At 71.7% G+C, this 24,917-nt stretch carries 19 protein-coding genes and 1 riboswitch; of the genes, 11 read left to right on the top strand and 8 right to left on the bottom strand.

Annotated elements, in window-relative coordinates; genetic code table 11:
* The first annotated feature begins 71 nt into the window (after window positions 1-71).
* A complete protein-coding gene (locus tag ACIRF8_RS21405; RefSeq protein ID WP_404217002.1) occupies window positions 72-1,448 on the top strand; it encodes an SWIM zinc finger family protein in 1,377 nt (458 codons plus the stop codon).
* Between the two features lie 487 nt (window positions 1,449-1,935).
* Window positions 1,936-3,555, top strand: coding sequence for a DUF5691 domain-containing protein (locus ACIRF8_RS21400; protein ID WP_404217001.1), 1,620 nt, complete (start codon window positions 1,936-1,938; stop codon window positions 3,553-3,555).
* A gap of 19 nt (window positions 3,556-3,574) precedes the next feature.
* Here ACIRF8_RS21400 and ACIRF8_RS21395 read toward each other — a convergent pair whose 3' ends face one another.
* On the bottom strand, window positions 3,575-3,991 hold the full coding sequence (locus ACIRF8_RS21395; RefSeq protein WP_404217000.1) for a cobalamin B12-binding domain-containing protein: 417 nt from the start codon (window positions 3,989-3,991) through the stop codon (window positions 3,575-3,577).
* 468 nt (window positions 3,992-4,459) lie between these two features.
* Between ACIRF8_RS21395 and ACIRF8_RS21390 the strand changes: the two genes are divergently transcribed.
* Both ACIRF8_RS21390 and ACIRF8_RS21385 read left to right on the top strand, forming a co-directional pair.
* Window positions 4,460-5,512 (top strand): lipase family alpha/beta hydrolase, encoded by a 1,053-nt coding sequence (locus tag ACIRF8_RS21390; protein ID WP_404216999.1) that lies wholly within the window; start codon window positions 4,460-4,462, stop codon window positions 5,510-5,512.
* Between the two features lie 231 nt (window positions 5,513-5,743).
* Window positions 5,744-7,273, top strand: a complete 1,530-nt coding sequence (locus ACIRF8_RS21385; RefSeq protein ID WP_404216998.1) for a M23 family metallopeptidase — start codon at window positions 5,744-5,746, stop codon at window positions 7,271-7,273.
* A gap of 59 nt (window positions 7,274-7,332) precedes the next feature.
* On the opposite strand, the gene pcrA is transcribed toward ACIRF8_RS21385, so the two are convergent.
* Window positions 7,333-9,822, bottom strand: a complete 2,490-nt coding sequence (gene pcrA / locus ACIRF8_RS21380; protein ID WP_404216997.1) for a DNA helicase PcrA — start codon at window positions 9,820-9,822, stop codon at window positions 7,333-7,335.
* A 185-nt stretch (window positions 9,823-10,007) separates the two neighbouring features.
* A riboswitch (cyclic di-AMP (ydaO/yuaA leader) is annotated at window positions 10,008-10,162 on the top strand.
* Window positions 10,163-10,170: 8 nt separating this feature from the next.
* On the opposite strand from pcrA, the gene ACIRF8_RS21375 reads away from it, so the two are divergent.
* Window positions 10,171-11,400, top strand: a complete 1,230-nt coding sequence (locus ACIRF8_RS21375; RefSeq protein WP_404216996.1) for an NlpC/P60 family protein — start codon at window positions 10,171-10,173, stop codon at window positions 11,398-11,400.
* 42 nt (window positions 11,401-11,442) lie between these two features.
* Here the strand turns inward: ACIRF8_RS21375 and ACIRF8_RS21370 are convergent, their stop codons facing one another.
* Window positions 11,443-11,796, bottom strand: coding sequence for a hypothetical protein (locus ACIRF8_RS21370; RefSeq protein ID WP_404216995.1), 354 nt, complete (start codon window positions 11,794-11,796; stop codon window positions 11,443-11,445).
* Window positions 11,797-12,119: 323 nt separating this feature from the next.
* Between ACIRF8_RS21370 and ACIRF8_RS21365 the strand changes: the two genes are divergently transcribed.
* Entirely contained in the window at window positions 12,120-13,217 is a 1,098-nt protein-coding gene (locus ACIRF8_RS21365; RefSeq protein WP_404216994.1) for an NlpC/P60 family protein, read from the top strand.
* A 25-nt stretch (window positions 13,218-13,242) separates the two neighbouring features.
* Here ACIRF8_RS21365 and ACIRF8_RS21360 read toward each other — a convergent pair whose 3' ends face one another.
* Window positions 13,243-14,133: an RNA polymerase sigma-70 factor gene (locus ACIRF8_RS21360; protein WP_404216993.1), complete on the bottom strand. Its 891-nt coding sequence runs from the start codon at window positions 14,131-14,133 to the stop codon at window positions 13,243-13,245.
* Window positions 14,134-14,379: 246 nt separating this feature from the next.
* Between ACIRF8_RS21360 and ACIRF8_RS21355 the strand changes: the two genes are divergently transcribed.
* Window positions 14,380-14,874 carry a carboxymuconolactone decarboxylase family protein gene (locus ACIRF8_RS21355; RefSeq protein WP_404216992.1) on the top strand — a complete coding sequence of 165 codons (495 nt, stop codon included), beginning with the start codon at window positions 14,380-14,382 and terminating at the stop codon, window positions 14,872-14,874.
* A 694-nt stretch (window positions 14,875-15,568) separates the two neighbouring features.
* On the opposite strand, the gene ACIRF8_RS21350 is transcribed toward ACIRF8_RS21355, so the two are convergent.
* Complete coding sequence (locus ACIRF8_RS21350) at window positions 15,569-16,192, bottom strand: TetR/AcrR family transcriptional regulator (RefSeq protein ID WP_404216991.1); 624 nt, start codon at window positions 16,190-16,192, stop codon at window positions 15,569-15,571.
* Between the two features lie 152 nt (window positions 16,193-16,344).
* Between ACIRF8_RS21350 and ACIRF8_RS21345 the strand changes: the two genes are divergently transcribed.
* The 4 genes from ACIRF8_RS21345 to ACIRF8_RS21330 all read left to right on the top strand — a co-directional run bounded on the left by ACIRF8_RS21345 (window position 16,345) and on the right by ACIRF8_RS21330 (window position 22,096).
* Entirely contained in the window at window positions 16,345-17,268 is a 924-nt protein-coding gene (locus ACIRF8_RS21345) for an ABC transporter permease (protein WP_404216990.1), read from the top strand.
* On the top strand, window positions 17,261-18,076 hold the full coding sequence (locus tag ACIRF8_RS21340; protein ID WP_404216989.1) for an ABC transporter ATP-binding protein: 816 nt from the start codon (window positions 17,261-17,263) through the stop codon (window positions 18,074-18,076). The genes ACIRF8_RS21345 and ACIRF8_RS21340 overlap by 8 nt, the downstream gene beginning before the upstream one ends.
* 100 nt (window positions 18,077-18,176) lie before the next feature.
* Entirely contained in the window at window positions 18,177-20,438 is a 2,262-nt protein-coding gene (locus ACIRF8_RS21335; protein ID WP_404216988.1) for a CDP-glycerol glycerophosphotransferase family protein, read from the top strand.
* Window positions 20,435-22,096, top strand: coding sequence for a glycosyltransferase family 2 protein (locus ACIRF8_RS21330; RefSeq protein WP_404216987.1), 1,662 nt, complete (start codon window positions 20,435-20,437; stop codon window positions 22,094-22,096). The genes ACIRF8_RS21335 and ACIRF8_RS21330 overlap by 4 nt, the downstream gene beginning before the upstream one ends.
* Before the next feature lie 4 nt (window positions 22,097-22,100).
* Here the strand turns inward: ACIRF8_RS21330 and ACIRF8_RS21325 are convergent, their stop codons facing one another.
* The 3 genes from ACIRF8_RS21325 to ACIRF8_RS21315 are packed head-to-tail and all read right to left on the bottom strand — an operon-like array spanning window position 22,101 to window position 24,827.
* On the bottom strand, window positions 22,101-23,576 hold the full coding sequence (locus tag ACIRF8_RS21325) for a hypothetical protein (protein WP_404216986.1): 1,476 nt from the start codon (window positions 23,574-23,576) through the stop codon (window positions 22,101-22,103).
* Complete coding sequence (locus tag ACIRF8_RS21320; protein ID WP_404216985.1) at window positions 23,560-24,015, bottom strand: GtrA family protein; 456 nt, start codon at window positions 24,013-24,015, stop codon at window positions 23,560-23,562. Before ACIRF8_RS21320 ends, ACIRF8_RS21325 begins: the two co-directional genes overlap by 17 nt.
* Window positions 24,012-24,827 (bottom strand): polyprenol monophosphomannose synthase, encoded by an 816-nt coding sequence (locus ACIRF8_RS21315; protein WP_404216984.1) that lies wholly within the window; start codon window positions 24,825-24,827, stop codon window positions 24,012-24,014. Before ACIRF8_RS21315 ends, ACIRF8_RS21320 begins: the two co-directional genes overlap by 4 nt.
* Window positions 24,828-24,917: the final 90 nt, after the last annotated feature.

The following is a 24,917-nucleotide window of genomic DNA, read 5'->3' as shown; positions in this document are numbered from 1 at the left end:
TCCCCCACCATCACCGCAGGTCAGGCGGGTCTCGACCCGGATTGTCAGTGCCGGGACCTACCGTCGGGGACATGACTCAGCAGGGGGTGCGCTGGACGACGGACCAGGTGCTGGCACTGGCGCCTGACGCCTCGTCACGCAAGGCGGGAAGCAAGCTGGGGGCGGCGGGCCCCTGGTCGGAGGCCGGGAGTTCGGACGAGGGGGCGGTGTGGGGACTGTGCAAGGGCAGCGGCAGCAAGCCGTACCAGACGATCGTGGACACCGGCGGCGGGCCAGGTGGGACGGGCCCGGCCTACAAGTGCAGTTGCCCGAGCCGCAAGTTCCCGTGCAAGCACGCACTGGGCCTGCTTCTGCTCTGGGCGGGCGAGGACACGGCGGTACCGGCCGGTCAGGAGCCACCCGACTGGGCCGGGCCATGGCTGGAGACCCGCAGGAAACGGGCCGAACCGAAGCAGGCGGCGGCAGCCGGTCCGGACGCCACCGGCAGCACCCAGGCAGACCCGGAGGCGGCCCGGCGCAGAGCCGAGCGGCGCGCGCAGCGGATCACGGCGGGCGCCACCGAGTTGGAGCAGCGCCTGTCCGATCTGCTCCGGGGCGGGCTGGCCCAGGCGGAGCAGGCGGGCTACGGCATGTGGGAGGAGACGGCGGCCCGCATGGTGGACGCGCAGGCGCCCGGGCTCGCGTCCCGGGTCCGCGAGTTGGGGTCGATCCCGGCCTCCGGACCCGGCTGGCCGGCGCGGCTGCTTGAGGAGTGCGCGCTCCTGCACCTCCTCGTCAAGGGGTGGCTGCACCGCGCGACACTCCCCGAGGACCTGGCGACCACGGTCCGCGCCCGCACGGGCCTGCCCACTCCCCCGACGGCACCACCGCTGAGGGACAACTGGCTGGTCCTGTCCCAGTACGACACGGCGGACGGGCACCTCACCACGCGCCGCATATGGCTCCACGGCACGGAGTCGGACCGCACGGCCCTGCTCCTCTCCTTCGGCGCGGCGGGCCGGGCCCCGTCCCTGACGTTCCCACCCGGTCTCATCCTGGACGCGGAGATCACCCCTCACCCCGGAGCGGCGACCCTCCGGGCGGACCTGGGCACCCCATACGCACCCCCCGTCCCACCCCTTCGTCACCCCACCGGAGTCGACGTGACCACAGCCCTCACCACCTATGGACACGCACTGACCGCAGACCCCTGGCTGGAGGCGTGGCCGGTGACGCTGTCCGACGTCATACCGACCCGGACCACCGACGACACGGCCTGGCAACTGGCGGACGCCGACGGCAAATCGGCCCTCCCCCTCACCCCGCAGGCGACGACGTCCCCCGGCCTGTGGCGCCTGGCCGCCCTCTCGGGCGGCGCCCCGGTGACGGTGTTCGGCGAATGCGGCCACACAGGCTTCCACCCCCTGTCGGCATGGACCCCGACATCGAACCTCATCCCCCTACGCTGACCGCACGGCGCAGAAGGGAACGCGGGGCGCCCCGCCTCACCCCACCGAACCGGCACCCGCGAGCCGACGCGAGGGGACGTGCCGGGGTGCCCCCGCAGGACACCACAGGCACCCAGCACCGGCCGACCCGCCTCCGGCGTTCAGCGGACCAAGCACCCGATCCGGCCGAGGAGGCACCCCGGCACGGCCCCGCCCCACGACGAGACAGGCGGCGCCGACAGCCCGGACAACCGCCGCACGGCACAACCGGCGGCGCCCCCAACCCGGACAACCGCCGACACGACACAACCGGCAGCGCGCCCAACCCCGACAACCGCCCCACCGCACAACCGGCAGCGCGCCCGTCACCGACAACCGCCGACACGACACAACCGGCAGCACACCCAGCCCGGACAACCGCCCCACCGCACAACCGGCAGCGCCCCCAGCCCCGACAACCGCCCCACCGCACGCCGGACACCACCGACACGACACGGAGGACGCCCGCATGCCCAGCACCCGTAACAACCCCGGCACCCGTACCAACCCCGGCACCCCGGCCACCCCGACCCCACCCTGGGACGACCTGGTGACGACCGCCCTCCTCGGCACGGAGCGCCGCACCTCCATCACCCCGGACGCCCTCCTGGACGAGGCAGCCGTACAGACCGTACGACGCCGCGCGGGCCTACGCCCCGCCCCGGCCGCCACCCCACCCACCCCCGCGCCGACAGACCCGCGCCCACCCCTCCCACCCCCGGCCCGCAACCGCCTGTCCATGCTCCTCACCGACCGCCCCGGCACCGCTACGGGCACACGCAGGGGCACCGCCCCCGACCTTCTGGAACTGCTCCCCCAGTGGCTGGCCACAGCCAACGACCACGGATACGCGCCCCCGCCCGAGCTCCTGCCGGCCCTGCTCGACGCGGCCCGCGGCCGTACGGACCTGCGGCCCGGTGCCCTCACGTTCGCGGGGCCCAGGGCGTTGTGGCTGGCGCGTCTCAACCCGGACTGGAAGTTCGCCCTGCGGGCGACCCCCGGCGCGGGCACGGCCCTGCCCGCGCCGGAGGACACGGAACAGGTGCGGCTCCTGTGGCAGGAGGGCCTGTTCGCGGAGCGGGTCGCGCTGCTCGCCGCGGTCAGGGCGCACGACCCGGAGGAGGCCAGAACGCTTCTGGAGGAGACGTGGACCACGGAGCGAGCCGAGGATCGGCTCATGTTTCTGGACTCGCTGCGGAGGGGGCTGACAGACGCGGACGAGCCGTTTCTGGAGAGGGCGCTGACGGACCGCAGCCGCAATGTGCGGGCGACGGCGGCGGAGTTGCTGTCCGCGCTGCCGCACTCGGCGCTCGCCGGACGCATGGCGGACCGCGCGTTGTCCTGCGTGGCGTTCGACCGGACGACGGGAAGCGTGGTGGTGGAGGCCCCGCACGAGTGTGACGCGGCGATGGAGCGGGACGGGGTGGTGGCCAAGCCCCCCGCGGGCCGCGGCGAACGGTCCTGGTGGCTTGGTCAGTTGGTCGAGGCGGCGCCCTTGGACCGCTGGCGGGGGAGGTTCGGTGACCGGACGCCGGAGGAGATCGTGGCGTTGGCGGTGGCGGACGACTGGCGGGGCGAGTTGCACGCGGCGTGGTGCAGAGCCGCGGTGCGTCAGCGCGACATCGCCTGGTCGCGGGCGCTGCTCGGGACGCCGACGGCACCGGACGCGGCGGGCCCGGGGGCGGTCTCGCTGGCGGAGCGGTCGAAACTGCTCGCGGCGCTGCCCGCGGGGGATCGGGCGGAGTGGGTGGCGGGGTTCATCACGGCGCACGGGTTGTCCGAGGCGTTCCAGTTGCTCGGGGTGTGCGCCACGCCCTGGGCCCCGCCCCTGGGCCGGGCTGTCGTGGACGCGCTGAACATCGCGCGGGACGCGGGAAGTTACCCGTGGAGTTTCAGCGGGGTGATGGGACTTGCGGAGCGCTGCCTGGACCCTGAGGAAGCCGTACGCCTGGAAGGTCTCACGGCCGCTGTGGAGGAGACGGAGGACACGGCGCCCGGGGCCGGGGGCTACTGGGCGGAGGCGTTCCAACGGCTGGTGGGCACGCTGCGCCTCCGCCGGGCGATGCGCGAGGAACTCAGAGGCTCATGACCAGCACGCCCCGGGCCACTCACGCCTCGGCAGGCTGCCTGACGTTCGCGCGGACCCAGTCCACGATGGAGGCGGTGGTCGCGCCCGGCGTGAAGATCTCTGCGACGCCCTGCTCCTTGAGCGGCGGGATGTCGGCCTCGGGGATGATGCCGCCTCCAAAGACCTGGATGTCCGCGGCGTCACGTTCCCGCAGGAGTTCGATGACGCGCGCGAAGAGCGTGTTGTGCGCGCCGGACAGGATGGAGAGACCGATCGCGTCGGCGTCCTCCTGGATGGCGGTGTCCACGATCTGCTCGGGCGTCTGATGCAGGCCCGTGTAGATGACCTCCATACCGGCGTCGCGCAGCGCCCGCGCGATCACCTTGGCCCCGCGATCGTGGCCGTCAAGTCCCGGCTTCGCGACGACCACGCGGATCGGACCGGCTGCCACACCCATCAGTGCCTCCATGAAGTGACTCTGACCCCCGGGGCCTTGGTACCCGCGTCCCGGGTTCCGGATCCCCACCCCGGGGATCCGAAGTGAACGAACGTTATCCACAGCATCCCGCAACCCGCCGTTTCACGGTGCGCGGCGAGGGGGAAATCACACAGTGGGACATGTTCGCTGCGCGCCGCAACCGCTTCAGCCGGCCTTTCGGCCGCACTTGAGGCAGGCGCGAGGAGAGCCGCTACGGGGATGCCGGGCCACCGGTGCACCGCGCCGTCGGCCACCGGCATGGTGGCACGGCACGGACAGCGCGGCACGGCAGGGCACACAGGGCGTATCCCGGCACGGTGGACGCGGCCGTCGCATGGGCGGCCGGGACGACGCGCCGGGCCTGCCATGGGCCTCCTTCGCCCGGCTCCCCATGAGTGCACACGGGGGACAGAGGGTCTTCTCGGTGTGCCGACGGGAGGTTGACCGATGAAGGTCACGAGGACCCTGCCCTTTCGCCCGCTCCGCCACCTGCTGCCCGCCAGACTGGCCGGCCTGTCGGTCGCGCTCCTGAAGGCGACCGCGCTCGAACTGGCGATCCTGGCGGGGCACCTGCTCCTGTATCCCTCGGGCGTCCTCCCGGAGCGACGGCATCCGGCGGCGCTCCCGGCGCTGGGGACGCGGGACGCGACCCTCACTCCGGCAGAACTCGAAAACCCGGAAACCCCGCCGAACAGCACCACCGAAAGCACCACCGAAAGCATGACCGACAGCACCACCGACAGCACGACCGACGGCACCACCCCACCAGGCATGGCCGCCATGTCCGCAGACCAGGCGGGTCTGAAGGGCATGTCCGCCCTGGCGGACGCCCCGCGGCTGCCCACCCCCGCCAAGCCGCCGGTGCTGCTGCTGCACGGCTTCATCGACAACCGCTCGATCTTCGTGCTGCTGCGCCGCTCCCTGCTCCAGCACGGCAGGCAGCAGATCGAGTCGCTCAACTACTCGCCGCTGACCTGCGACATACGGACCGCGGCGGCTCTGCTGGCTCGGCACGTCGAGGAGTTGTGCGAGCGCACGGGCCAGGAGCGTACGGACATCGTGGGCCACAGCCTGGGAGGGCTGATCGCGCGCTATTACGTGCAGTGCCTGGGCGGCGACCAGCGGGTGCGCACGCTCGTCACGCTCGGTACACCGCACGCCGGTACCCGGGTCGCCCCGCTCGCGGACGCGCATCCGATCGTGCGGCAGATGCGCCCGGGCTCCTCGGTCATCGAGGAGTTGAAGAGGCCCGCGCCCGGCTGTCGTACGCGTTTCGTGAGCTTCTGGAGCGATCTCGACCAGTTGATGGTGCCGTTGGAGACGGCGTCCGTCGATCACCCGGATCTTCTCGTCCACAACGTGCGGGTGACGGGCGTCGGACACCTCGCCCTGCCGGTGCACCCGGCCGTCGCGACCGGTATCCGTCAGGCTCTCGACGCCGACCCGGCGAGGGAGGGAGCACGCGCCGCCGCCTCCGCCGGTGGTCTGACGGTGGCGTGATCACAGCACGTCACCGTCGGGCAGGACGGTCGGGAAGGCTGGAAAGACCGGGAAGGGTCGAACACGTCTCGAACTCAGAGCCAAGGCTCCGTTCGCGGTTCACCGAAAGGCGGCTGATTGCCCGGTTACGCGGGGCATGAAACCTGCGGAAGATTGTCGCGCCCTCGTACTGCCGGGTACAGTCGCCGCACTGCTCTGGCAGCCCCTGTTGTCGAGGCGAAAGAGAAGTTGGTGAACGACCGACATCCGTCGGGGACCGCGCACTACGCGGCCTACGACGGTCACTCCACGACCAGCTTCACCGCCGACCCCCTCTTCGGCGACCTCCCGGGCGACGAGGCCCCGTACACCCAGGGTTCCCCCGAAACGGGTTCTTACAACACCGGTTCCTACGACACGGGCTCCTTCGACACCGGTTCCTACGACACCGGTTCCTACGACACCGGCCAGTGGCCCGCCTCCGGGTACCTCCCGCAGCAGTACCCCACCCCGACCCCGTACGACCCGGCGGGCAGCTACGACACGGGCACGTACGACACGACCGCCATGTGGGCGGCGGGCGGCACGGACCACGAGCAGCACACGGGACAGTGGCCCACACACGCCAACGCCAACGCCAACGCCAACGCCACCCAAAGCTTCGAGACCCAGGCCTTCGAGCCCCAGGCCTTCGAGGCGCCGGTCTTCGGGACGACGGCGTACGACACGGGCGCGTACGACGCCACGGCATGGAACTCCGTCGGGACCGACGGGCACGGCGAGTCTCACGAGTTCGATGAGTCCCACGAGCCTCACGAGCCCCACAGGTCCGACGACACCGCCGTGCACGCCTACGTGTCCGACGACACAGCCGTGCACGCCTATGTGCCGGACCAGTACACCCCCGCCGCGTACCCCCAGGCGCACGAAGAGCCCGAGCCGCACCCGGACCCGGAAGCCGGGCCGGACGAGACGGACGGGCCGGGAACGGCGTCCGCGCAGCCGGAGTTCAGCCCGCGCGGCGCGTCCCGCGGCGGCCGTTCCCGGCGTCGTACCCCTGTCAGGCGCTCCGCGTTGCTGACCGTGGCCGTGCCGTCGGTATGTGTCGTGGGGGTCGCCGGGATCGCGGCGGCGTCTGTGGGCGGTGTCGGCGGCGGTGAGGACGACGGCAAGGACACGCAGGCCATGTCGGCGCCGGACGTGACCGCGGTGAAACCGTCCGTGGCCAACAACAAGCTGGACACGCAGCTCAAAGATCTTTCCGCGGACGCGGGCGACTTCGCCGACCGGGCGAGCCGTACGCAGGAGCGGATCGACCTGAAGGCGAAGCAGGAGGCCGACCGCAAGAGGGCCGCCCAGGAGGCCGCGCGCAAGGAGGCGCTGCGGCCCAAGTTCGCGCTGCCGGTGAAGCAGCACGGGCTGAGCGCCTACTTCGGGCAGGCCGGTATCAACTGGATGTCCGTGCACAGCGGCATCGACTTCCCCGTCTCGTACGGGACGCCGGTGATGGCGGCGACGGACGGGACCGTGCGCACGCAGTGGAACAGCGCGTACGGCAACATGGCGATAGTCACCGCGAAGGACGGTACGGAGACGTGGTACTGCCACCTCTCCTCGCACACCGTGATGAGCGGGCCCGTGAAGGCCGGTGACGTGATCGCGCACTCGGGCAACTCGGGGAACTCGACCGGGCCGCACCTGCACTTCGAGGTACGACCCGGTGGCGGCTCGGCGATCGACCCGTTGCCGTGGCTGCGCAGCCACGGCCTCAGCCCGACGTAGCCCCGCCCCTACGTAGGCCCCGCCCCGACAGCGGCGGGCCCGGACGGGCTCGGTCGTCCTTAAAGCTTCTCCACCGGCGCGTACCGCAGCAGGAGCCGCTTCGGCTTGGGGTCGCCGAAGTCGATCGTCGCCTCCGCGTTCCCGCCCGAGCCGCCCACGCCGACGACGGTGCCGAGCCCGAACTGGTCGTGCGTGACGCGGTCGCCGACGGCCAGGGACACCACCGGCTTCTCGTTGGCACGGCGCGTGGCGAACGCCGGGGTCGTGCGGGAGCGGGACGACGACAGCGACGCGGCGATACCGCCGCCGATGCCCTTCGCCGAGGGCGCGGGCGCGGAGCCGCCCTTGCGCTTCCACTCCAGATGCGCGTCCGGGATCTCCTCCAGGAAGCGGGACGGCGGGTTGTACGAGGGCTGGCCCCAGGCACTGCGCATGGACGAGCGCGTCAGGTACAGCCGTTCCCGCGCGCGCGTGATGCCGACGTAGGCGAGGCGGCGCTCCTCCTCCAGTTCCTTGGTCTGTCCCAGGGACCGCATGTGCGGGAAGACGCCGTCCTCCATGCCGGTCAGGAAGACCACGGGGAATTCGAGGCCCTTGGCGGTGTGCAGGGTCATCAGGGTGATGACGCCGCTGCCGTCGTCCTCCTCGTCGGGGATCTGGTCGGAGTCGGCGACGAGCGCGACCCGCTCCAGGAAGGCCGACAGGTCGGCGCCGCCCGCTTCGGCCTCGCCCTGGTTCTCGTCGGCGCCCTGGGCCGACTCCTGCTCGAACTCCAGGGCGACGGCGGCGAGTTCCTGGAGGTTCTCGATGCGGGTCTCGTCCTGCGGGTCGGTGGAGGACTGAAGTTCGGCGAGGTACCCGGTGCGTTCGAGGACGGCCTCCAGGACGGTGGCCGGTCCGGCGCCCGACTCGACGATGGTCCGCAGGTCCTCCATGAGGGTGTTGAACCGCTTCACCGCGTTCGTGGAGCGGGCCGCCATGCCGTACGCCTCGTCGACGCGGCGCAGCGCCTGCGGGAAGGAGATCTTCTCGCGCTGGGCGAGGGCGTCGATCATGGCTTCGGCGCGGTCGCCGATGCCGCGCTTGGGCACGTTCAGGATGCGGCGCAGGGGGACGGAGTCCTCCGGGTTCGACAGGACCCGGAGGTAGGCGAGGACGTCCCTGACCTCCTTGCGCTCGTAGAAGCGGACGCCGCCGACGACCTTGTAGGGCAGACCGACGCGGATGAAGATCTCTTCGAAGACACGGGACTGCGCGTTCGTCCGGTAGAAGACGGCGACGTCACCCGCCTTCGCCTCGCCGGCGTCGGTGAGGCGGTCGATCTCCTCGGCGACGAACTGGGCCTCGTCGTGCTCGGTGTCCGCGACGTAGCCGGTGATCTGGGAGCCCGCGCCCGCGTTCGTCCACAGGTTCTTGGGGCGGCGCGACTCGTTGCGCTCGATGACCGCGTTGGCCGCGCTGAGGATCGTCTGCGTGGAGCGGTAGTTCTGCTCCAGGAGGATCGTCGTCGCGTCCGTGTAGTCCTCCTCGAACTGGAGGATGTTACGGATGGTGGCGCCGCGGAACGCGTAGATGGACTGGTCGGCGTCGCCGACGACGCACAGCTCGGCCGGGTCGGCGTCGTGGCCCTCCGCGTCCTTGGCCGGTCCGACGAGCTCGCGCACCAGCGCGTACTGCGCGTGGTTGGTGTCCTGGTACTCGTCGACGAGGACGTGCCGGAAGCGGCGGCGGTAGTGCTCGGCGACGTCGGGGAAGGCGCGCAGCAGGTTGACCGTCGTCATGATCAGGTCGTCGAAGTCGAGGGCGTTGGCCTCGCGCAGCCGCGACTGGTACATCGCGTAGGCCTGCGCGACGGACTTCTCGAAGCCGTCGGCGGCCGTCTTGGCGAAGTCCTCCTCGTCGATCAGTTCGTTCTTCAGATTCGAGATCTTGGCGCTGAAGGACTTCGGCGGGAACTTCTTCGGGTCGAGCTCCAGGTCGCGGCAGACCAGGGCCATGAGCCGCTTGCTGTCGGCGGCGTCGTAGATCGAGAACGACGACGTGAAGCCGAGCTTCTTGGACTCCCGGCGCAGGATGCGCACGCACGCGCTGTGGAAGGTGGAGACCCACATCGCGTTCGCCCGCGGGCCGACGAGGGCCTCGACGCGCTCCTTCATCTCGCCCGCGGCCTTGTTCGTGAAGGTGATCGCGAGGATCTGGCCGGGGTGCACGCCGCGCTCGGCGAGGAGATAGGCGATGCGGTGGGTGAGGACGCGGGTCTTGCCGGAACCGGCGCCCGCGACGATGAGCAGGGGGGAGCCTCCGTGCACGACGGCCGCCCGCTGGTTCTCGTTCAGCCCGTCGAGGAGGGCCGCCGGGTCCAGGGCAGGGCGCGGCGCCCCGTCGCGGTAGTACGCGTCCCTGGCCGGGGGCACGTCGAACTTCCCGCCGAACAGGTCGTCCGGGATCGGCTCCGGAGCCGGTTCCTCGTGCTCGCCGTCGGGCGGCGGGGGCTCCTCCGTCCGGTTCTGGAGGTCCGCCAGGAAGCTGTCGTCAAAGAGGCTGCTCATCGCCTTACGAGTCTAGGGCGCCCCACTGACACCCCGCCCCCACCTTCGCGACACCGCACGGCACTGTCGCCAAGGTCACGAAAATGTATCGGGCATATCGAACATCAACCTTCACAGCGGCAACACGAGTGGCTACGGTGCTGCGCGGGCGGTCCGTCCCCCCGACCGCGAGCACCGCGGCGAACGGACAGCCCCCGCCGAGTCCCGTACGCCGTGAGGCAGGGAACCGGGGACCCAACCGATCTTGGGGTGAATCGGCCCGACGACCCGTCGGCCGTAGGGCAGCCTTCCGTATGCCCGAACCCGTCAGCTAACCCGGTAGGCGGAGCACGGAAGGAGTCGCCTCCCTTGGCGTCGCACCGCAAGCCGCGCAGCCGCTCCCGTATGACGGGCGGCCTTCGCACCACTCCCGCGGTCGGGATCACGACCGCCGCCCTCACGTCGGTCGCCCTCCTGTCGCAGACGGCCCAGGCCGCGCCCGCGCAGCCGACCAGGCCGAGCCTGGAGGAGGTGCAGAAGAAGGTCGACAGTCTGTACCGGCAGGCCGAGGTCGCCACGCAGAAGTACAACTCCGCCAAGGAGCAGACCGACAGCAAGAAGAAGCAGGTCGACCGGCTTCTCGACGACATCGCGCGGCGCACCGAGAAGATGAACACGGCCCGCCAGGAGCTGGGCCGGTTCGCCGCCGAGCAGTACCGCACGGGCGGGATGAGCGACACGGCGACGATGTTCCTCGCGGACGACCCAGAGGACTACTTCGCGCAGGACCGGCTGCTGAGCCGGATGACGGCGAGCCAGAAGAAGGCGGTCGACGACTACCAGGAGCAGCAGCGCGCGACCGCGAAGAAGCGCAGCCTGGCCCAGGAGAACCTTCAGCAGCTCACCTCCTCCCAGACCGAGCTGAAGACCTCCAAGCACGACGTGCAGACGAAGCTGTCCGACGCGCGTGAGCTGCTGTCCGAGCTGACCGCCGAGGAGAAGCAGCGGCTCGCGGCGATCGAGAAGAAGAAGGAGCAGGCGGCCCGCAAGAAGGCCGCCGACCTCGCCGAGCGGCAGAAGGCCGAGGAGGACCGGAAGCGGAAGGCGGCCGAGGAGGCGGCCCGGCAGGGGGACGGCTCCGGTTCGGGGGCAGGGTCCGGCTCGGGTGCCGGTGCGGGATCCGGCTCGGGGACGGGTTCAGGGACGGGTTCCGGTTCGTCCGGTACCTCCTCCGGCTACGCCGCCAAGGCCGCGAAGGCGCTCGCGTTCGCCAAGGCACAGGAGGGCAAGCCGTACGTGTGGGGCGCCACGGGCCCCGGCTCCTACGACTGCTCGGGGCTCACCCAGGCGGCGTGGAAGGCGGCCGGCATCACGCTGCCGCGCACCACGTGGGACCAGGTCGAGTTCGGCACGACCGTCCCGCTCTCCGCCATCCAACCCGGTGACCTGGTCTTCTTCTACGACGACATCAGCCATGTCGGCCTCTACCTCGGCGACGGCATGATGATCCACGCGCCGAAGCCGGGGGCGTACGTCCGCGAGGAGTCCATCTACTACGACGGCACGGGCTCGATCCACAGCGTGGTGCGGCCCGCCTGAGAACCCGCCCGAGAGCCCGCCTCAGGTCGTCTCAGGTCGTCTCTAGGTCCAGAGGACGGCGATGAAGATGTTGGCCATGGTCAGGGCGCCGACGGCCGCGAACAGGCCCTTCTCCGCCTTCTCCTCGTCGCGCTTCACGTAGACGATCCCGAGGATGACGATCAGGATCGCGAGCTTCACGCCGATCTTGATGTTGTTCACGGTGCCGCCGTCGGCCTGGTTGAGGCCGACCAGGGCGACGCCGGTCACCAGCATGGTCAGGGCACCGTGCAGCATCGCCTTGTTGAAGCGGGCGGTGCCCTGCCCCATCGCCGACATCTGGGTGAGGAAACCGCCCAGCAGCGAGGCGATGCCGATGATGTGGAGGCCCACGAAGAGATGGATGAGTACGTCCATGGTTCCGGAGCCTAATGGGGTGTCTCTCGCCGTTCGACGGCGGGCATCCCCGATCAGCGGATCGCCACTCTCCGTCATGACTGGCAACAAACGGACCAGTTGCGAACAATCCGTCACTAACCCGTTACGCCGAGGTTTAGCGTCCTTGCTCAGGTGACCGGCTCCCCACCGCCGTCCGGACCAGGGACGGCAGTCGGCCACCACCGCCGAGAAAGGTCCGGCGGCGACCCGCTCCCCCTGTGCGGGCCGCCGCCGGACGCGCGACCGGCGGGCGTACGCGGCAGGACGCGTACGGCAGGACGACCGGAAGGAGTTGGCACTTCGTGCCGGCAGCGCATCGCAAGCCCAAGCGGCGTTCGCTCAGTGGCAGTACGGTCCGCACCGCGGCCACCCTCGCCCTCGCCTCCGCGGCGACGGCCACCGCCTTCGACGGCGGCACCGCGCAGGCGGAGCCCGACCTCACCCCCGCCCAGGTGAAGGCGAAGGTCGACCGGCTCTACCAGGAGGCGGAGGTCGCCACCGAGAAGTACAACGGCGCGAAGGAGAAGGCAGGCGAGGCCCGCGCGAAGGTGAACACGCTCCGGGACGAGGCGACCCGCAGGACCGAGTCCCTCAACGAGCGGCGGCAGCAGCTCGGTTCGGTCGCCGCCGCGCAGTACCGCACGGGCGGCATCGACCCGTCCGTCCGGCTCCTCCTCTCCTCCGCACCCGACCGCTACCTCGCCGAGGCGGCCCTCGCCGACCGCGTCGGCACCCGGCAGGCCGTCACGATCGCGGGCGTCCGCAAGGAGCTGCGCGAGATCGACCAGCTCCGCACGCGGGCCGATCACTCCCTCACGGAACTGCGCTCCAAGCAGCGGGAGTTGGACCGGCAGAAGAAGACGGTGACGAGGAAGCTGGCGGACGCCCGACACCTCCTCGACCGACTCACCCCGGCCGACCGCGCGCTCGCCACCGGCCAGACATCCGGCCAGGCATCCGGCAGGCCCGCCGCGTCCGGCACATCCGCCGCATCCGCCCCCGGTCACGCCTCCCGCTCCACGCCTCGCGGCGATCTCGCCGACGCCCCCGACTCCCGCGCGGCCTCCGCCATCGCGTACGCGCGAGGCGCCCTCGGCAGCCCCTACGTCTGGGGCGCCACCGGCCCCGACGCCTTCGACTGCTCGGGCCTGACGCAGGCCGCGTACCGCGCCGCGGGCATCTCCCTGCCCCGCACCACCTACGCGCAGATCGACGCGGGCCGACGCGTCACGCGCTCCCAGCTCCGCCCGGGGGACCTGGTGTTCTTCTACTCCGGCATCAGCCACGTCGGCCTCTACATCGGGGGCGGCCAGATGATCCACGCCCCGAACCCGAGCGCGCCCGTGCGGATCGCGCCCATCGACCAGATGCCGTTCGCGGGGGCCACCCGGGTCGCCTGAGGCGTGTCACCCCGGGCGCCGTGATTCAGCGGCTCACCGGCGTCTCCCGCTCCACCCGTGCCAGCTTCTCCGGGTTGCGCACCGCGTAGAGGCCGGTGACCAGGCCGTCGTCGATGCGGACCGCGAGGACGGCGATGAGTTCGCCCTCGGCGCGGAGCATCAATGCCGGAGCGCCATTGATCTGCGTCGGCTCCGCGGACACCATTGCCGTGACCCTGCGGAGCACACCGGCCACGTTGTCGATGCCCACGACTGGTTCGAGGGCGGCCCGGACGACTCCGCCGCCGTCACTGAGGAAGACGACGTCCGGCGCGAGGACGTCGAGGAGGCCCTGCAAGTCCCCCGTCCGCACCGCCCGTTGGAACGCCTGGAGCGCGCCCCGCGTCTCGGTGGGCGACACGCTGCCGCGCGGGCGGCGGGCCGCGACGTGCGCCCGCGCCCGGTGCGCGATCTGCCGGACGGCCGCCGGGCTCTTCTCGACGGCCTCCGCGATCTCCTCGTACCCGACGTCGAACACCTCGCGCAGTACGAACACCGCACGCTCTGTCGGCGCCAACGTCTCCAGGACCAGCAGCATCGCCATCGAGACACTGTCGGCCAGTTCGACGTCCTCGGCCACGTCGGGCGTGGTCAGCAGCGGCTCCGGCAGCCACGGGCCGACGTACGTCTCCTTGCGGCGGTCCAGCGTGCGTAACCGGGTCAGCGCCTGGCGCGTCGCGATCCGGACGAGATACGCCCGCCGGTTCTGCACCGTCGCGAGGTCGACGCCGACCCAGCGCAGCCACGTCTCCTGAAGGACGTCCTCCGCGTCTGCGGCTGAGCCGAGCATCTCGTAGGCCACGGTGAACAGCAGGTTGCGGTGGGCCACGAACGCCTCCGTGGCGGGGTCGGGCGCGGGCTGCGGCGGGCCTGCCATGGTCGCTCCTCCTCGCTGGGTCCGGGTCGCCGGTCGGGGCGGCCCTGCCTCACGAGACGCCGGGCGCGGCGGTTCTGTGACAGATCCCTTCGTGTGGTTCACGTCACATCCGCAGCGCGTCACAGGGGGGCGGTCGGCGGCATCCCGTGTTCGTCAGGGCGCCGCGGTGACGGCGTCATCGGCAGCACGCCGCACGCAGCGCACAGCACAGCGTCTGCTCCTCCAACACCTCAGGACGGAACCATCATGGAATTCTCCGCACCCCACGCTCCCCGTCTGAACCTCTTCGGCGACCCCGTCGTCGCCAAGGCCCTCAAGCACTTCGCCTCCGCGAGTCGTGCCCTCATCGACGGTTCGCGCCTGCCGAAGGCGACCCAGGATCTCGTGACGCTCCGGGCGAGCCAGATCAACGGCTGCGGCTACTGCACCGACGCGCACAGCAAGGACCTCGCCCACGCCGGGGAGAGCGCGGTCCGGATCCATCTCGTCGCGGCCTGGCGCGAGTCCACCGTCTTCAGCGAGGCCGAGCGCGCCGCGCTGGAGCTGACGGAGCAGGGTACGCGCATCGCCGACGCCGCCGGTGGGGTTCCGGACGAGGTCTGGGCGCGGGCCGCCAAGCACTACGACGAGGGGCAGCTCTCCGCGCTCGTCCTCTTCATCTCCCTCATCAACGCCTCCAACCGGATGGGCGTCATTAACCGCACGGCCGGCGGCGACTACCAGCCGGGGCAGTTCGGCTGACCTTGCCCGGGGCGGGGCCCCGGGCCTTGCGCGCCGCCTGTCTCGTCGTGGGGCGGGGCCGTGCCGGTGCGGCCCGCGTTTTACGCCCCGTCCCTTCGTGGGGCGGGGCCGCGCCGGGGTACCTCCTCGGCCGGATCGGCTGCCTGGCCCTCCGAACGCCGAGCGGCACCGCCCCGCGCACCGTCCCTTCGTGGGGCGGGGCCGCGCCGGGGTACCTCCTCGGCCGGATCGGGTGCCTGGCCCTCTGAACGCCATAGGCGCGTCATCCGGCGCTCGGTTCCTGCGGTGTCCTGCGGGGGCACCCCGACACGTCCCCTCACGCCGTCGTGCGAGTGCCGACCGGTGGGGAATCCCGTGCCTTGCGCCGACCGTCCCTTCGTGGGGCGGGGCCGCGCCGGGGTACCTCCTCGGCCGGATCGGGTGCCTGGCCCTCCGAACGCCATAGGCGCGTCATCCGGCGCTCGGTTCCTGCGGTGTCCTGCGGGGGCACCCCGGCACGTCCCCTCACGTCGCGACGCGAGTGCGGGCCGGTGGGGAGTCCCGCGCCTTGCCCCGCCGGTCGTGCCTGGGCGCGGCGGTGTCCTGCGGGGGCACCCCGACACGTCCCCTCACGCCGCGACACGAGTGCGGGCCGGTGGGAGTCCCGCGCCTTGCCCCGCCGGTTGCGCCTGGGCGCGTTTCGTCCAGGCGGGACCTATAGCGCCTTCAGCGCTGCCGTCGTCGCCGTTGCCAGGCGGTTCAGGTGGGTCTTCGGGAGTTCCGGGGTGCGTACGACGACCGAGCGCCAGTAGAGGGGGCCCGAGATCAGGTCGAGGGCCAGGTCCTCGTCCAGGCCGTCGCGTAGTTCGCCGCGGGTGATCGCCGACCTGACGATGCCGCTCGCCACCCCGTGCTGGCCTTCCCGCAGGGCCTTCTGCATGGCCTCGGCGATCTCCGGGTTGCGGGCCGCCTCCGCCTGGAGGTCGGGGATGATCTGGCCGGCCACCGGGTGTCGCAGGGCGCGGGATGTCACCCGGTACAGGAGCAGCAGGTCCTCCTGGAGGGAGCCCGTGTCGGGGGCGGGGAGGCCCTGTACCGCTATCGCGGAGACCACGTCGAGGACGAGGTGGAGCTTGGAGCGCCAGCGGCGGTAGACCGCTGTCTTGCCCACGCCCGCGCGGCGCGCGATGCCCTCGATGGACATGCGGGCGTAGCCGACGGCGGCGAGTTCCTCGAAGACGGCGGCGCGGATGGCGTCGGTGACGTCCGCGCGGAGGACGGCGGCCCCGGCGGGGGCCCGGCGACGCGTCGGCTTGCCGGAGTCGGCGTTGGTCGTCATGGGGGCAGCATAGTTCCGTAACGACGAAACGGTTGCGTTCCGACGTCTGTGCGGCCTACTCTCACGTCACGACGATACGGGCCCGTCCCGACGTGAACGACAGGCGGGCAGCAGGCGAACAGCCGGCGTCCCCCCGAGCGAAAGCAGTGGATGTGAGTCAGGTCCTGGAGACGCCTCCCGCACCGGCGGCCCCCACCCCCGATATGGCGGCCGACCCCGCGGCGCTCGCGGCCCGGTACGGGCTGAGTGTCAGCGGCGCCCGTCCCACGCTGGCGGAGTACGTGCGCCGGCTCTGGCAGCGGCGCCACTTCATCACGGCCTTCTCGACCGCCAAGCTGACCGCGCAGTACAGCCAGGCGAAACTCGGCCAGGTCTGGCAGGTGGCGACGCCGCTGCTGAACGCGGCGGTCTACTACTTCATCTTCGGCGTGCTGATGGGCACCAGCAAGGGCGTGCCGGACTTCGTCCCGTTCCTGGTCACGGGCGTCTTCGTGTGGACGTTCACGCAGTCGTCGGTGATGGCGGGCACGCGGGCGATCTCCGGCAGCCTCGGCCTCGTACGGGCGCTGCACTTCCCGCGTGCCGCGCTGCCCATCTCGTACTGCCTCCAGCAGCTCCAGCAGTTGCTGTTCTCGATGTGCGCGCTCGTCGTGATCCTGTTGTGCTTCGGCATCCCGCCGGCCATGTCGTGGGTGCTGATCGTCCCGGCGCTGTTCCTCCAGTTCGCGTTCAACACCGGGCTCGCGATGATCATGGCGCGGATCGGGGCGCACACCCCGGACATCGCCCAGCTCATGCCGTTCCTGCTGCGTACGTGGATGTACCTGTCCGGCGTGATGTGGAGCCTGAACCACCTGATCGGCGACAGGAACCTGCCGCATCTCCTGCTGGTGCTGCTGCGGGCCAACCCGGCCGCCGTCTACATCGACCTGATGCGCTTCGCGCTGATCGACAGCTACACCGCGGGACAACTGCCGCCCCACGTCTGGGCGCTGGCCGTGGGCTGGGCGCTGGTCGTCGGTGTCGGCGGGTTCGTGTACTTCTGGAAGGCAGAGGAGACCTACGGCCGTGGCTGAGACCGCACACACCGAGCGCGTACCCACCGTCGTCGTCGACCAGGTGGACATCGTCTACCGCGTCCACGGCACCGGCGCGGGGCGCGGCTCCGCCACCGCCGCCCTCCACCGGATGCTGGGCGGCAAGAAGAAGGCCGAGAAGCGGTCCGGGGTGCGGACCGTTCACGCGGTCCGCGACGTGTCCTTCACCGCGTACCGGGGCGAGGCCATCGGGCTCATCGGTACGAACGGGTCCGGCAAGTCGACCCTGCTGAAGGCCGTCGCCGGGCTGCTGCCCGTGGAGCGCGGGCGGATCTTCACGGACGGGCAACCCTCGCTGCTCGGCGTGAACGCGGCGCTGATGAACGACCTCACCGGCGAGCGCAACGTCCTGCTCGGCGGTCTCGCGATGGGCATGAGCCGTGAGCAGGTCCGGGACCGTTACGAGGGGATCGTCGACTTCTCCGGGATCAACGAGAAGGGGGATTTCATCACGCTGCCGATGCGTACGTACTCGTCCGGGATGGCGGCCCGGCTGCGGTTCTCCATCGCCGCGGCCAAGGACCACGACGTGCTGCTGATCGACGAGGCCCTGGCGACGGGCGACCGCTCCTTCCAGAAGCGTTCCGAGCAGCGCATCCGCGAGCTGCGCAAACAGGCGGGCACCGTCTTCCTGGTCAGCCACAGCAACAAGTCGATCCGTGACACCTGCGACCGGGTCCTGTGGCTGGAGCGCGGCGAGCTGCGGATGGACGGGCCGACGGACGAGGTACTGAAGGAGTACGAGGCGTTCACCAATGCCCCCGGGAAGTCCGGGGCGAGCGTCTGAGTCCTCGAAAGGCGCACCGAACTTACCCTTTTGTCTGTTTAGTGCAAATATGGGGCGCTGAGCGGTGATCCAAAAAGGACAAGGAGCGCCTGTGGAGGCCATGGCCAAGCCCCGGCTTAGCGTCATCGTGCACGGTCGCGACGTGCAGGGGCTGCTGGGTCCCTGCCTGGACAGCGTGGCCGGGCAACTGCCCCCGGATGTCGAGTTGTTGACGGCCGCCGTGGGCGAGGCCGCGCGGGAGGTCGCGGAGGGGCGCGGCGGCACCGTCGTACCGCTGCCGCAGGGCACCTCCGACGCCGCCGCGCGCTGCGCGGGTGCCGAGCGGGCGAGCGGTGCCTGGCTCTGGTTCGTGCATGCCAAGGACCGCCTTCCCGCGGGCGCGCTCCACGCCCTCCTCGAACGTCTCGCCGAGATCGAGGGCGAGGATGTGCGTGCGGGTGCGGGTGCGGCGGGGGTGGATGTCGTCGTCGCGGACCATGTCAGGTCGACCTGGCGGGCGACCGGCCGGTCCGGTGCCGACGCGGGGCGCCTGGCCCGCGTGGGCCGCCGCGAGCCGCCGCTCGCCGAGGTGCCCGACCTGCTGCGGCTGCGCCCCCTGCTCGGCAATCGTGTCGTGCGCGCTGCGTTCTGGCGGGAGCACCACGCCGAACTGGCCGACGTGGACGAGGGGTTCACCGAAACCACCGCCGAGATGTTCTCCGCCCGCGCCGCACTCGTCCTGGCCGACCGGATCGCCTGCCTGGAGCAAGTGATCCTAGACGTACGGGAGTTGCGGCCCGAGAGCCTGCCGGTGCCCACGGCCGAGCAGCGGTACGGGCTCATCGCGGCGTACGAGGAACTTCAGCGGCTCATGGAGCGCCTGGGCACGCCGGTCCGGCCGCGCGCCGTCCTGTACGACCTGATGGCGACCGAGTCGACGCGGGTGGTGGCGCGCGAGTCGCTGCCGGACGCGGTGGCCCGCGAGTTCTTCCACCGGGCCTCCGCCGCGGCCGTGCGGTGGCGGCCGGAGGGCTACCGGCACCCGGCCGGCCTTGAGGGCGTCAGGCGCCGGCTCCTGGAGGAGGACGCGTACCCGAGGTACCGCGCCTTCCAGACCGCGAACCGCAAGCGGCGCCTGGTGCGCGCGACGGTCCGCACCCGCAGGAAGCAGATCGGCACCAAGGTCCGCGACCTGCACTACCGGCGGACGCTGCGGGAACCGGTCGACCCCGGGCTGGCCGTCTTCTCCGCGTACTGGGACCGCGGAGTCGCCTGCAATCCGGCGGCGATCGCGGCGAAGCTCGCCGAACTCGCCCCGCACATCCGCCAGGTGTGGGTCGTCTCGAAGGCGGCGGAGCCGCTGCTGCCGCCCGGCACCGACCACGTCGTGCCCGGCACCCGCCGCTACTGGGAGGTGCTGGCCCGCGCCAAGTACCTCGTCAACAACGTCAACTACCCCAACGCGGTGGTCAAACGCCCGGACGCCGTCCACCTCCAGACCCACCACGGCACGCCGCTGAAGAAGATGGGCCTCGACCAGTTCGACTACCCGACGGCGTCCAAGGGGCTCGACTTCGACGCGCTGCTCGCCCGCGTCGACAAGTGGGACTTCAGCGTCAGCTCCAACTCCCACTCCACCCGCATGTGGGAGCACGCCTACCCCTCGCGCTACATATCGCTCGACCACGGTTACCCGCGCAACGACGTCTACTACCGCGCGGGCGCCGACGACATCCGCGCGATCCGCGACCGCCTGGGCATCGCCCCCGGCCGACGCGCCCTCCTCTACGCGCCGACCCACCGCGACTACGAGGCGAGCTGGACCCCGCGCCTGGACCTCGCCGCGCTCGCCGAACGCCTCGGCGACGACACGGTCCTCCTCGTGCGCGGCCACTACTTCTACGGCGGCACGGCCTCCCCCCTCGCGACCCTGCGCCGCACCGGCCGCGTCATCGACGTATCGGCGTACGACCCGGTGGAGGAGCTGGCCCTGGCCTCGGACGCGCTGATCACCGACTACTCGTCGATCATGTTCGACTACGCCAACCTGGACCGGCCGATCATCAGCTACGCCGACGACTGGGACACGTACGCGACGACCCGCGGCGTCTACTTCGACCTGACGGCCGAACCGCCGGGCCATGTCGCGCGCAGCCAGGAGGAGTTGACCGAGATCCTCGCGGGCGAAGCGTGGTGCGACGAGGCGTCCGCCAAACTCCGCGCGCACTTCCGGCGCCGCTTCTGCGAGTTCGACGACGGGAACGCCGCCGAGCGGGTCGTGCGCCGTGTCTTCCTCGATGCACCCGAGGAGGCCCTGCCGCCCGTCGTGCCCGTCGACTCGCGCACCCCCGCGCCCACCCCCGAGGAGGCGACCCGCCGATGACCTCCACCCCCGACGTGACGATCACCGTCATCGTCTTCGACGACGCGGAGCGCCTTCCGCGCGCCGTCGCCTCGCTGCGGGCCCAGACGCACCGGAACATCGAAATCATCATCAGCGACGACCACTCCACGGACGCCACCCCGCGCGTGGCGAGAGAGCTGGCGGCGGCCGACGAGCGCATCACCTACCTGCGGCTCCCGGAGAACTCCGGCGGATGCAGCGCGCCCCGCAACCGGGCGCTCGACATCGCCCGCGCCCCCTACCTGATGTTCCTCGACAGCGACGACGAACTGCCGCCGCACGCCGTCGCCTCCCTGCTCGCCGCCCACCGCGAGCGCCCCGACATCGACTTCGCGATGGGCGCGGTCGAACGCGTCCGCGTCGACACGGGCCGCACCTCCCTCTGGATGCCGCACCTGGTCGCCGAGCGCCGCACGGTCGACGGCATCGAGAGCGAACCCGGCCTGTTCTTCGAGCACCTGTCGACCAGCAAGATGTACGCCCGCGCCTTCCTCGACCGCCACGGCCTGCGCTTCCCCGAGGGCATCCACTACGAGGACCAGCTCTTCTCCGCGCAGGCCTACTGCCTGGCGAAGGCCTTCACCGTCATCCCCGAGCCGGTCTACCGCTGGTACATCGCCCCCTACGCCGAGGAGACCGCGGCCTCCATCTCCAACCAGCGGCACAAGCTGAGCAACGTCCGCGACCGCGTCCACGTCCAGGAACTCATCGACGACTTCCTGGCCCGGGGCGGCTACAGCCCCGCGCTGCGCGAGGCCAAGGACTACAAGTTCCTCAAGCACGACTTCCGGATGTACGCGGGTGACCTGCCCTACCGGGACGACGCGTGGCTGTCGGGGTTCGCGGAGATCGTCAACCCCTACCTGGAACGGCTCTCGCCGGACGCCTGCACCCGGCTGCCGCGGGCCGAGCGCGTCGTGCTGCGGCTCGTGCGCGACGGCCGCCTCGACGACGCCCGGCTCGCCGCGCGCGGGCTCGGCCACGGAGTCGCCCCGCGGGCCACCGTGACGGATGCGGACGGAGTCGTCTACTGGGGCTCCGAGATCCCCTCCACGGAGGCCGCGCGCCGCGAGCTGTGCCTCACCGACCTGGCGCTGGACGCGCGCGCCTTCCCCCGCGCCCAGTTCCGGCACGAGATCGTCCGCCTCGACCGGGGACCGGGTCCCGCGTCCGTGCGGCTGCGCGTGCGGACCTACGACCCCGGGCTGCGGCTCCCCGTCGGCCCGCAGGTCGCCGCGCTGCTCCTCTCCCCCGGCCACAAACGCACGACCCTCCGGTTCCGGCTCGACCCGGTGCGGCCCGGCGTCTTCGAGGGGGAGGTCCTGCTCGACCTGGCCGCGACACCGCTGCCGCTCCAGGGCTTCGACGGGGTCCGCCATCCGCTGCTCCAGCTCCGCACACCGGAGGGCCTGCACAACACGGGGCTGCTCCTCGCCCCGCTCGACTTCCCCGCGTTCACGGCGAGCGTCCCGCACCACCGGGTCACCGTGGAGCCCGAGGGCCGCGGGGCCGGACGGTTGCAGGTCAGGTGGGAGCCGACCGGGCTGACCGCGCGGGTGGCCGGACCGGTGGCACACCGGCTGGGCCGCACTCCCCTGGCCCGCGGAGCGAGGAAGGCGGTACGGCTGATCTGGTGAAGGCTCACTCGCCGACCCGGTACAGCACCTGACCGCGCGGGCCCACCGCGACCCGCTCCAGCGGCAGCCCGCCGTCCCCCGGGTACGCCACGACCCACCGCACGCCGTAGCGCCGCAGGACGTCGAGGCGCCGCTGCCGTGTCGAGTCCGCGGCGAAGAAGGTCCGCGCCGCCGAGATCCGCGCCGCCTCGTCGTCCAGGAAGAAGTCCGGGTACCCGGGGGCCACCGTGTACGCGCCGTAGGCGGGGATCTGCCGGGCGGGCCATTTCTTGGCCAGCACCACGTCCCCGTACCGCACCCACGGTGTGAGCCAGTGGTACCCCGGCCACGGCTCGCGGTACTTGGCGGCCACGCCCCCGGGCAGGGCCGAGCGCGGCAGGACGTATCCGAGGGTCCCGGACTGGGTCCACGCCCCGACCGCCAGCGCCGCGGCGACCACCGCGCCGAGCACCGCCCGCACGGCGCGGCGCGGTGCGCGGAACACCTCCAGGGCCGCCGCGACCTGCGCGGGAATCAGCACCGCGGGCAGCACCCGGCCCCACGACCAGTGCCCGCTCAGGCCGCCCGCCGCGAAGACCACGGCCCCCAGCAGGCAGAACAGAACCAGCGGATCGCGCCGGTCGCGCCACCACCGCAGGGCCAGCGCCGCGCCGCCGACCAGCGCCGTCAGCCAGAACCGGCCCGGCAGGTCCCGGTACAGCGAGCGGTGGATCTCCTCCAGACCCTCGGTGCCGAACAGACCGAAGAAGGGGTAGTACGGCCACACCGCCAACAGCACCAGGCCCAGCGCGAGCCCGGCACCGAGGCGCAGCCACACCGCCCGGCCGGGCCACGGCCGCGCCCCGAGCAGCATCGCGAGCGCCCCCAGCGAGGCGACCACACCGGTGAACTGGTGGCTGAGCAGGATCACCGCCCACAGGACACCCGCCCCCAGGAAGTGCGGCAAGGCGGTCGCCCGGCGCAGCAGCGCCCACAGCCAGAAGGAGGCGCCGAGCGCGAACGTACTGGGGTAGGAGACCGTCAGGGCGAGGGAGTTGAGGCCGAGGAAGCCGCTCCAGTTGAACAGCGTCGTCCCCCACAGCAGGGCCAGGCAGAGCAGCGTCAGCGCGGTCACGGCCGCTCGCCGCCCCCGCCCTGCCGGAGGCGTCCGCTCCAGGAACGTACCGGTGAACGACCACACCCCTGTGACCAGCACGGCGAGCGACATCAGCGCCGCGATGCGCAGCACCACGAAGACCCCGAGCCCCGTCGCCTTCGCGACGCAGCCGAGCAGCAGCGTCCAGGGCGTGTAGTACGGGCTCGGGGCGTCCGACGCGACCAGCGGGTCGCCCGGGTCGAACAGGTCGTGGCGCAGCCGCTGGAGTGTGGCCGCGTGGATGCCGAGGTCACCGGCCCACGGCAGGCGTACGACGACCGCCACCAGGAGGGCGAGGAGGAGCAGCGCGGCGGCTGGCGCGAGCCGGTTACCCGCGGCGCGCATGGTGCTGGAAGACCCACGTCCGGTAGACGAGGAAACGGAAGGCGGAGGCGAGCAGGATCGACAGGGTCTTCACGGCGTTGGAGGCGAGCGGCCCGGTCGGGTCGGCGCCGTGGTGGGCGGCGTAGAACAGGAGGCTCTCCATCGCCACGCCGAGTCCGCTGAAGACGAAGAACAGCGCGATCTGGCGGTGGGTGCGGGCGGCGCGGTCGCTGTAGGCGAAGAAGCGGAAGCCGAGGTAGTTCGTGGCCATCGCCACGCAGCTCGCCGCGACGGTGGCGGGCATGGGGTCCGCGCCGATCCCCTGGAGCAGCAGGTTGAAGGCGAGGAGGTTCACGAGGACGCCGCTCCCGCCGACCACGCCGAACCTGGCGATCTCGCGGGAGAGGCGGCGCAGGCGCCCGAGGGCGGGGCGCGGCGGAGCGCAGGTCGCCGTGGTCACCGGCGCGACCTCGCGCGGAGCTTCCAGGGCATGGCGACGGACTCCAGTTGCACCGTCAGGTTCATCTTGGACTCGCCGACGGCGCGGTCCTCGAAGTGGATCGGTACCTCCATGACGCCGTAGCCGCGGCGCAGCGCCCGGTACTTCATCTCGACCTGGAAGCTGTATCCGGCGCTGTCCACGGAGGCCAGGTCGATGGCGCGCAGCGCGTCCTCGCGCCAGAGGTTGAAGCCGCCGGTGATGTCGCGGACCCGGGTGCCGAGGATGGTGCCGGCGTAGGCGTTGGCCCAGCGGGAGAGCAGGCGGCGGTGGGTGCCCCAGGCGTCGGAGAGGCTGCCGCCCTGGACGTAGCGGCTGCCCATGGTGACCGCGGCGCCCGTGGAGAGGGCCACGCCGAGGAGTTCGGGGACCTTCGCGACGGGGTGGCTGCCGTCGGCGTCCATCTGGAGGACGTAGCGCGCGCCGTCGGCGACGGCCCGGCCCATGCCCGCGGCGTACGCGCGCCCGAGCCCTTCCTTGCCCGCCCGGTGCAGGACGGCCATCCGTTCGGGGCCGAAGCGGCGGACGTAGCTCTCGGCGATGTCGCCCGTGCCGTCGGGGCTGGAGTCGTCGACGACGAGGAGGCGCAGCCCGGGCAGGTCGAGCGCCATCAGCGCCTCGGCCATGCCGGGCAGGTTCCCCGCCTCGTTGTAGGTCGGCATGACGACGGTGAGCGGGGTCGCGGCCCAGTCGGCGGGCAGGGGGAGCGCACGGCTGTCCGGCTCCGCTCCCGGTCGGGACGGCTTCGGCGGCTTCGATGGCAGCGACGGCATCGGCTCTCCCTGTCTCTGTCGGACAACCCGTCGGGCAATTCATCGGACAATTCATCGGACAATCAGGATCACTTTAGACGTATTGCCCGA

Source organism: Streptomyces sp. NPDC102406, from assembly GCF_044765725.1.
Taxonomy (GTDB): domain Bacteria; phylum Actinomycetota; class Actinomycetes; order Streptomycetales; family Streptomycetaceae; genus Streptomyces.
Note: the sequence above shows the minus strand (reverse complement) of the source record. Positions and strands in the feature narration are given on the sequence as shown.

Bases quoted from the DNA above. Each gene is read 5' to 3' on its own strand.
- ACIRF8_RS21395 (WP_404217000.1), bottom strand. From the start codon at position 3,991: ATGGGTGTGGCAGCCGGTCCGATCCGCGTGGTCGTCGCGAAGCCGGGA.
- ACIRF8_RS21315 (WP_404216984.1), bottom strand. From the start codon at position 24,827: ATGCCGTCGCTGCCATCGAAGCCGCCGAAGCCGTCCCGACCGGGAGCG.
- pcrA (WP_404216997.1), bottom strand. From the start codon at position 9,822: ATGAGCAGCCTCTTTGACGACAGCTTCCTGGCGGACCTCCAGAACCGG.
- ACIRF8_RS21360 (WP_404216993.1), bottom strand. From the start codon at position 14,133: ATGGCAGGCCCGCCGCAGCCCGCGCCCGACCCCGCCACGGAGGCGTTC.
- ACIRF8_RS21350 (WP_404216991.1), bottom strand. From the start codon at position 16,192: ATGACGACCAACGCCGACTCCGGCAAGCCGACGCGTCGCCGGGCCCCC.
- ACIRF8_RS21325 (WP_404216986.1), bottom strand. From the start codon at position 23,576: ATGCGCGCCGCGGGTAACCGGCTCGCGCCAGCCGCCGCGCTGCTCCTC.
- ACIRF8_RS21390 (WP_404216999.1), top strand. From the start codon at position 4,460: ATGAAGGTCACGAGGACCCTGCCCTTTCGCCCGCTCCGCCACCTGCTG.
- ACIRF8_RS21405 (WP_404217002.1), top strand. From the start codon at position 72: ATGACTCAGCAGGGGGTGCGCTGGACGACGGACCAGGTGCTGGCACTG.
- ACIRF8_RS21370 (WP_404216995.1), bottom strand. From the start codon at position 11,796: ATGGACGTACTCATCCATCTCTTCGTGGGCCTCCACATCATCGGCATC.
- ACIRF8_RS21335 (WP_404216988.1), top strand. From the start codon at position 18,177: ATGGCCAAGCCCCGGCTTAGCGTCATCGTGCACGGTCGCGACGTGCAG.
- ACIRF8_RS21330 (WP_404216987.1), top strand. From the start codon at position 20,435: ATGACCTCCACCCCCGACGTGACGATCACCGTCATCGTCTTCGACGAC.
- ACIRF8_RS21400 (WP_404217001.1), top strand. From the start codon at position 1,936: ATGCCCAGCACCCGTAACAACCCCGGCACCCGTACCAACCCCGGCACC.
- ACIRF8_RS21355 (WP_404216992.1), top strand. From the start codon at position 14,380: ATGGAATTCTCCGCACCCCACGCTCCCCGTCTGAACCTCTTCGGCGAC.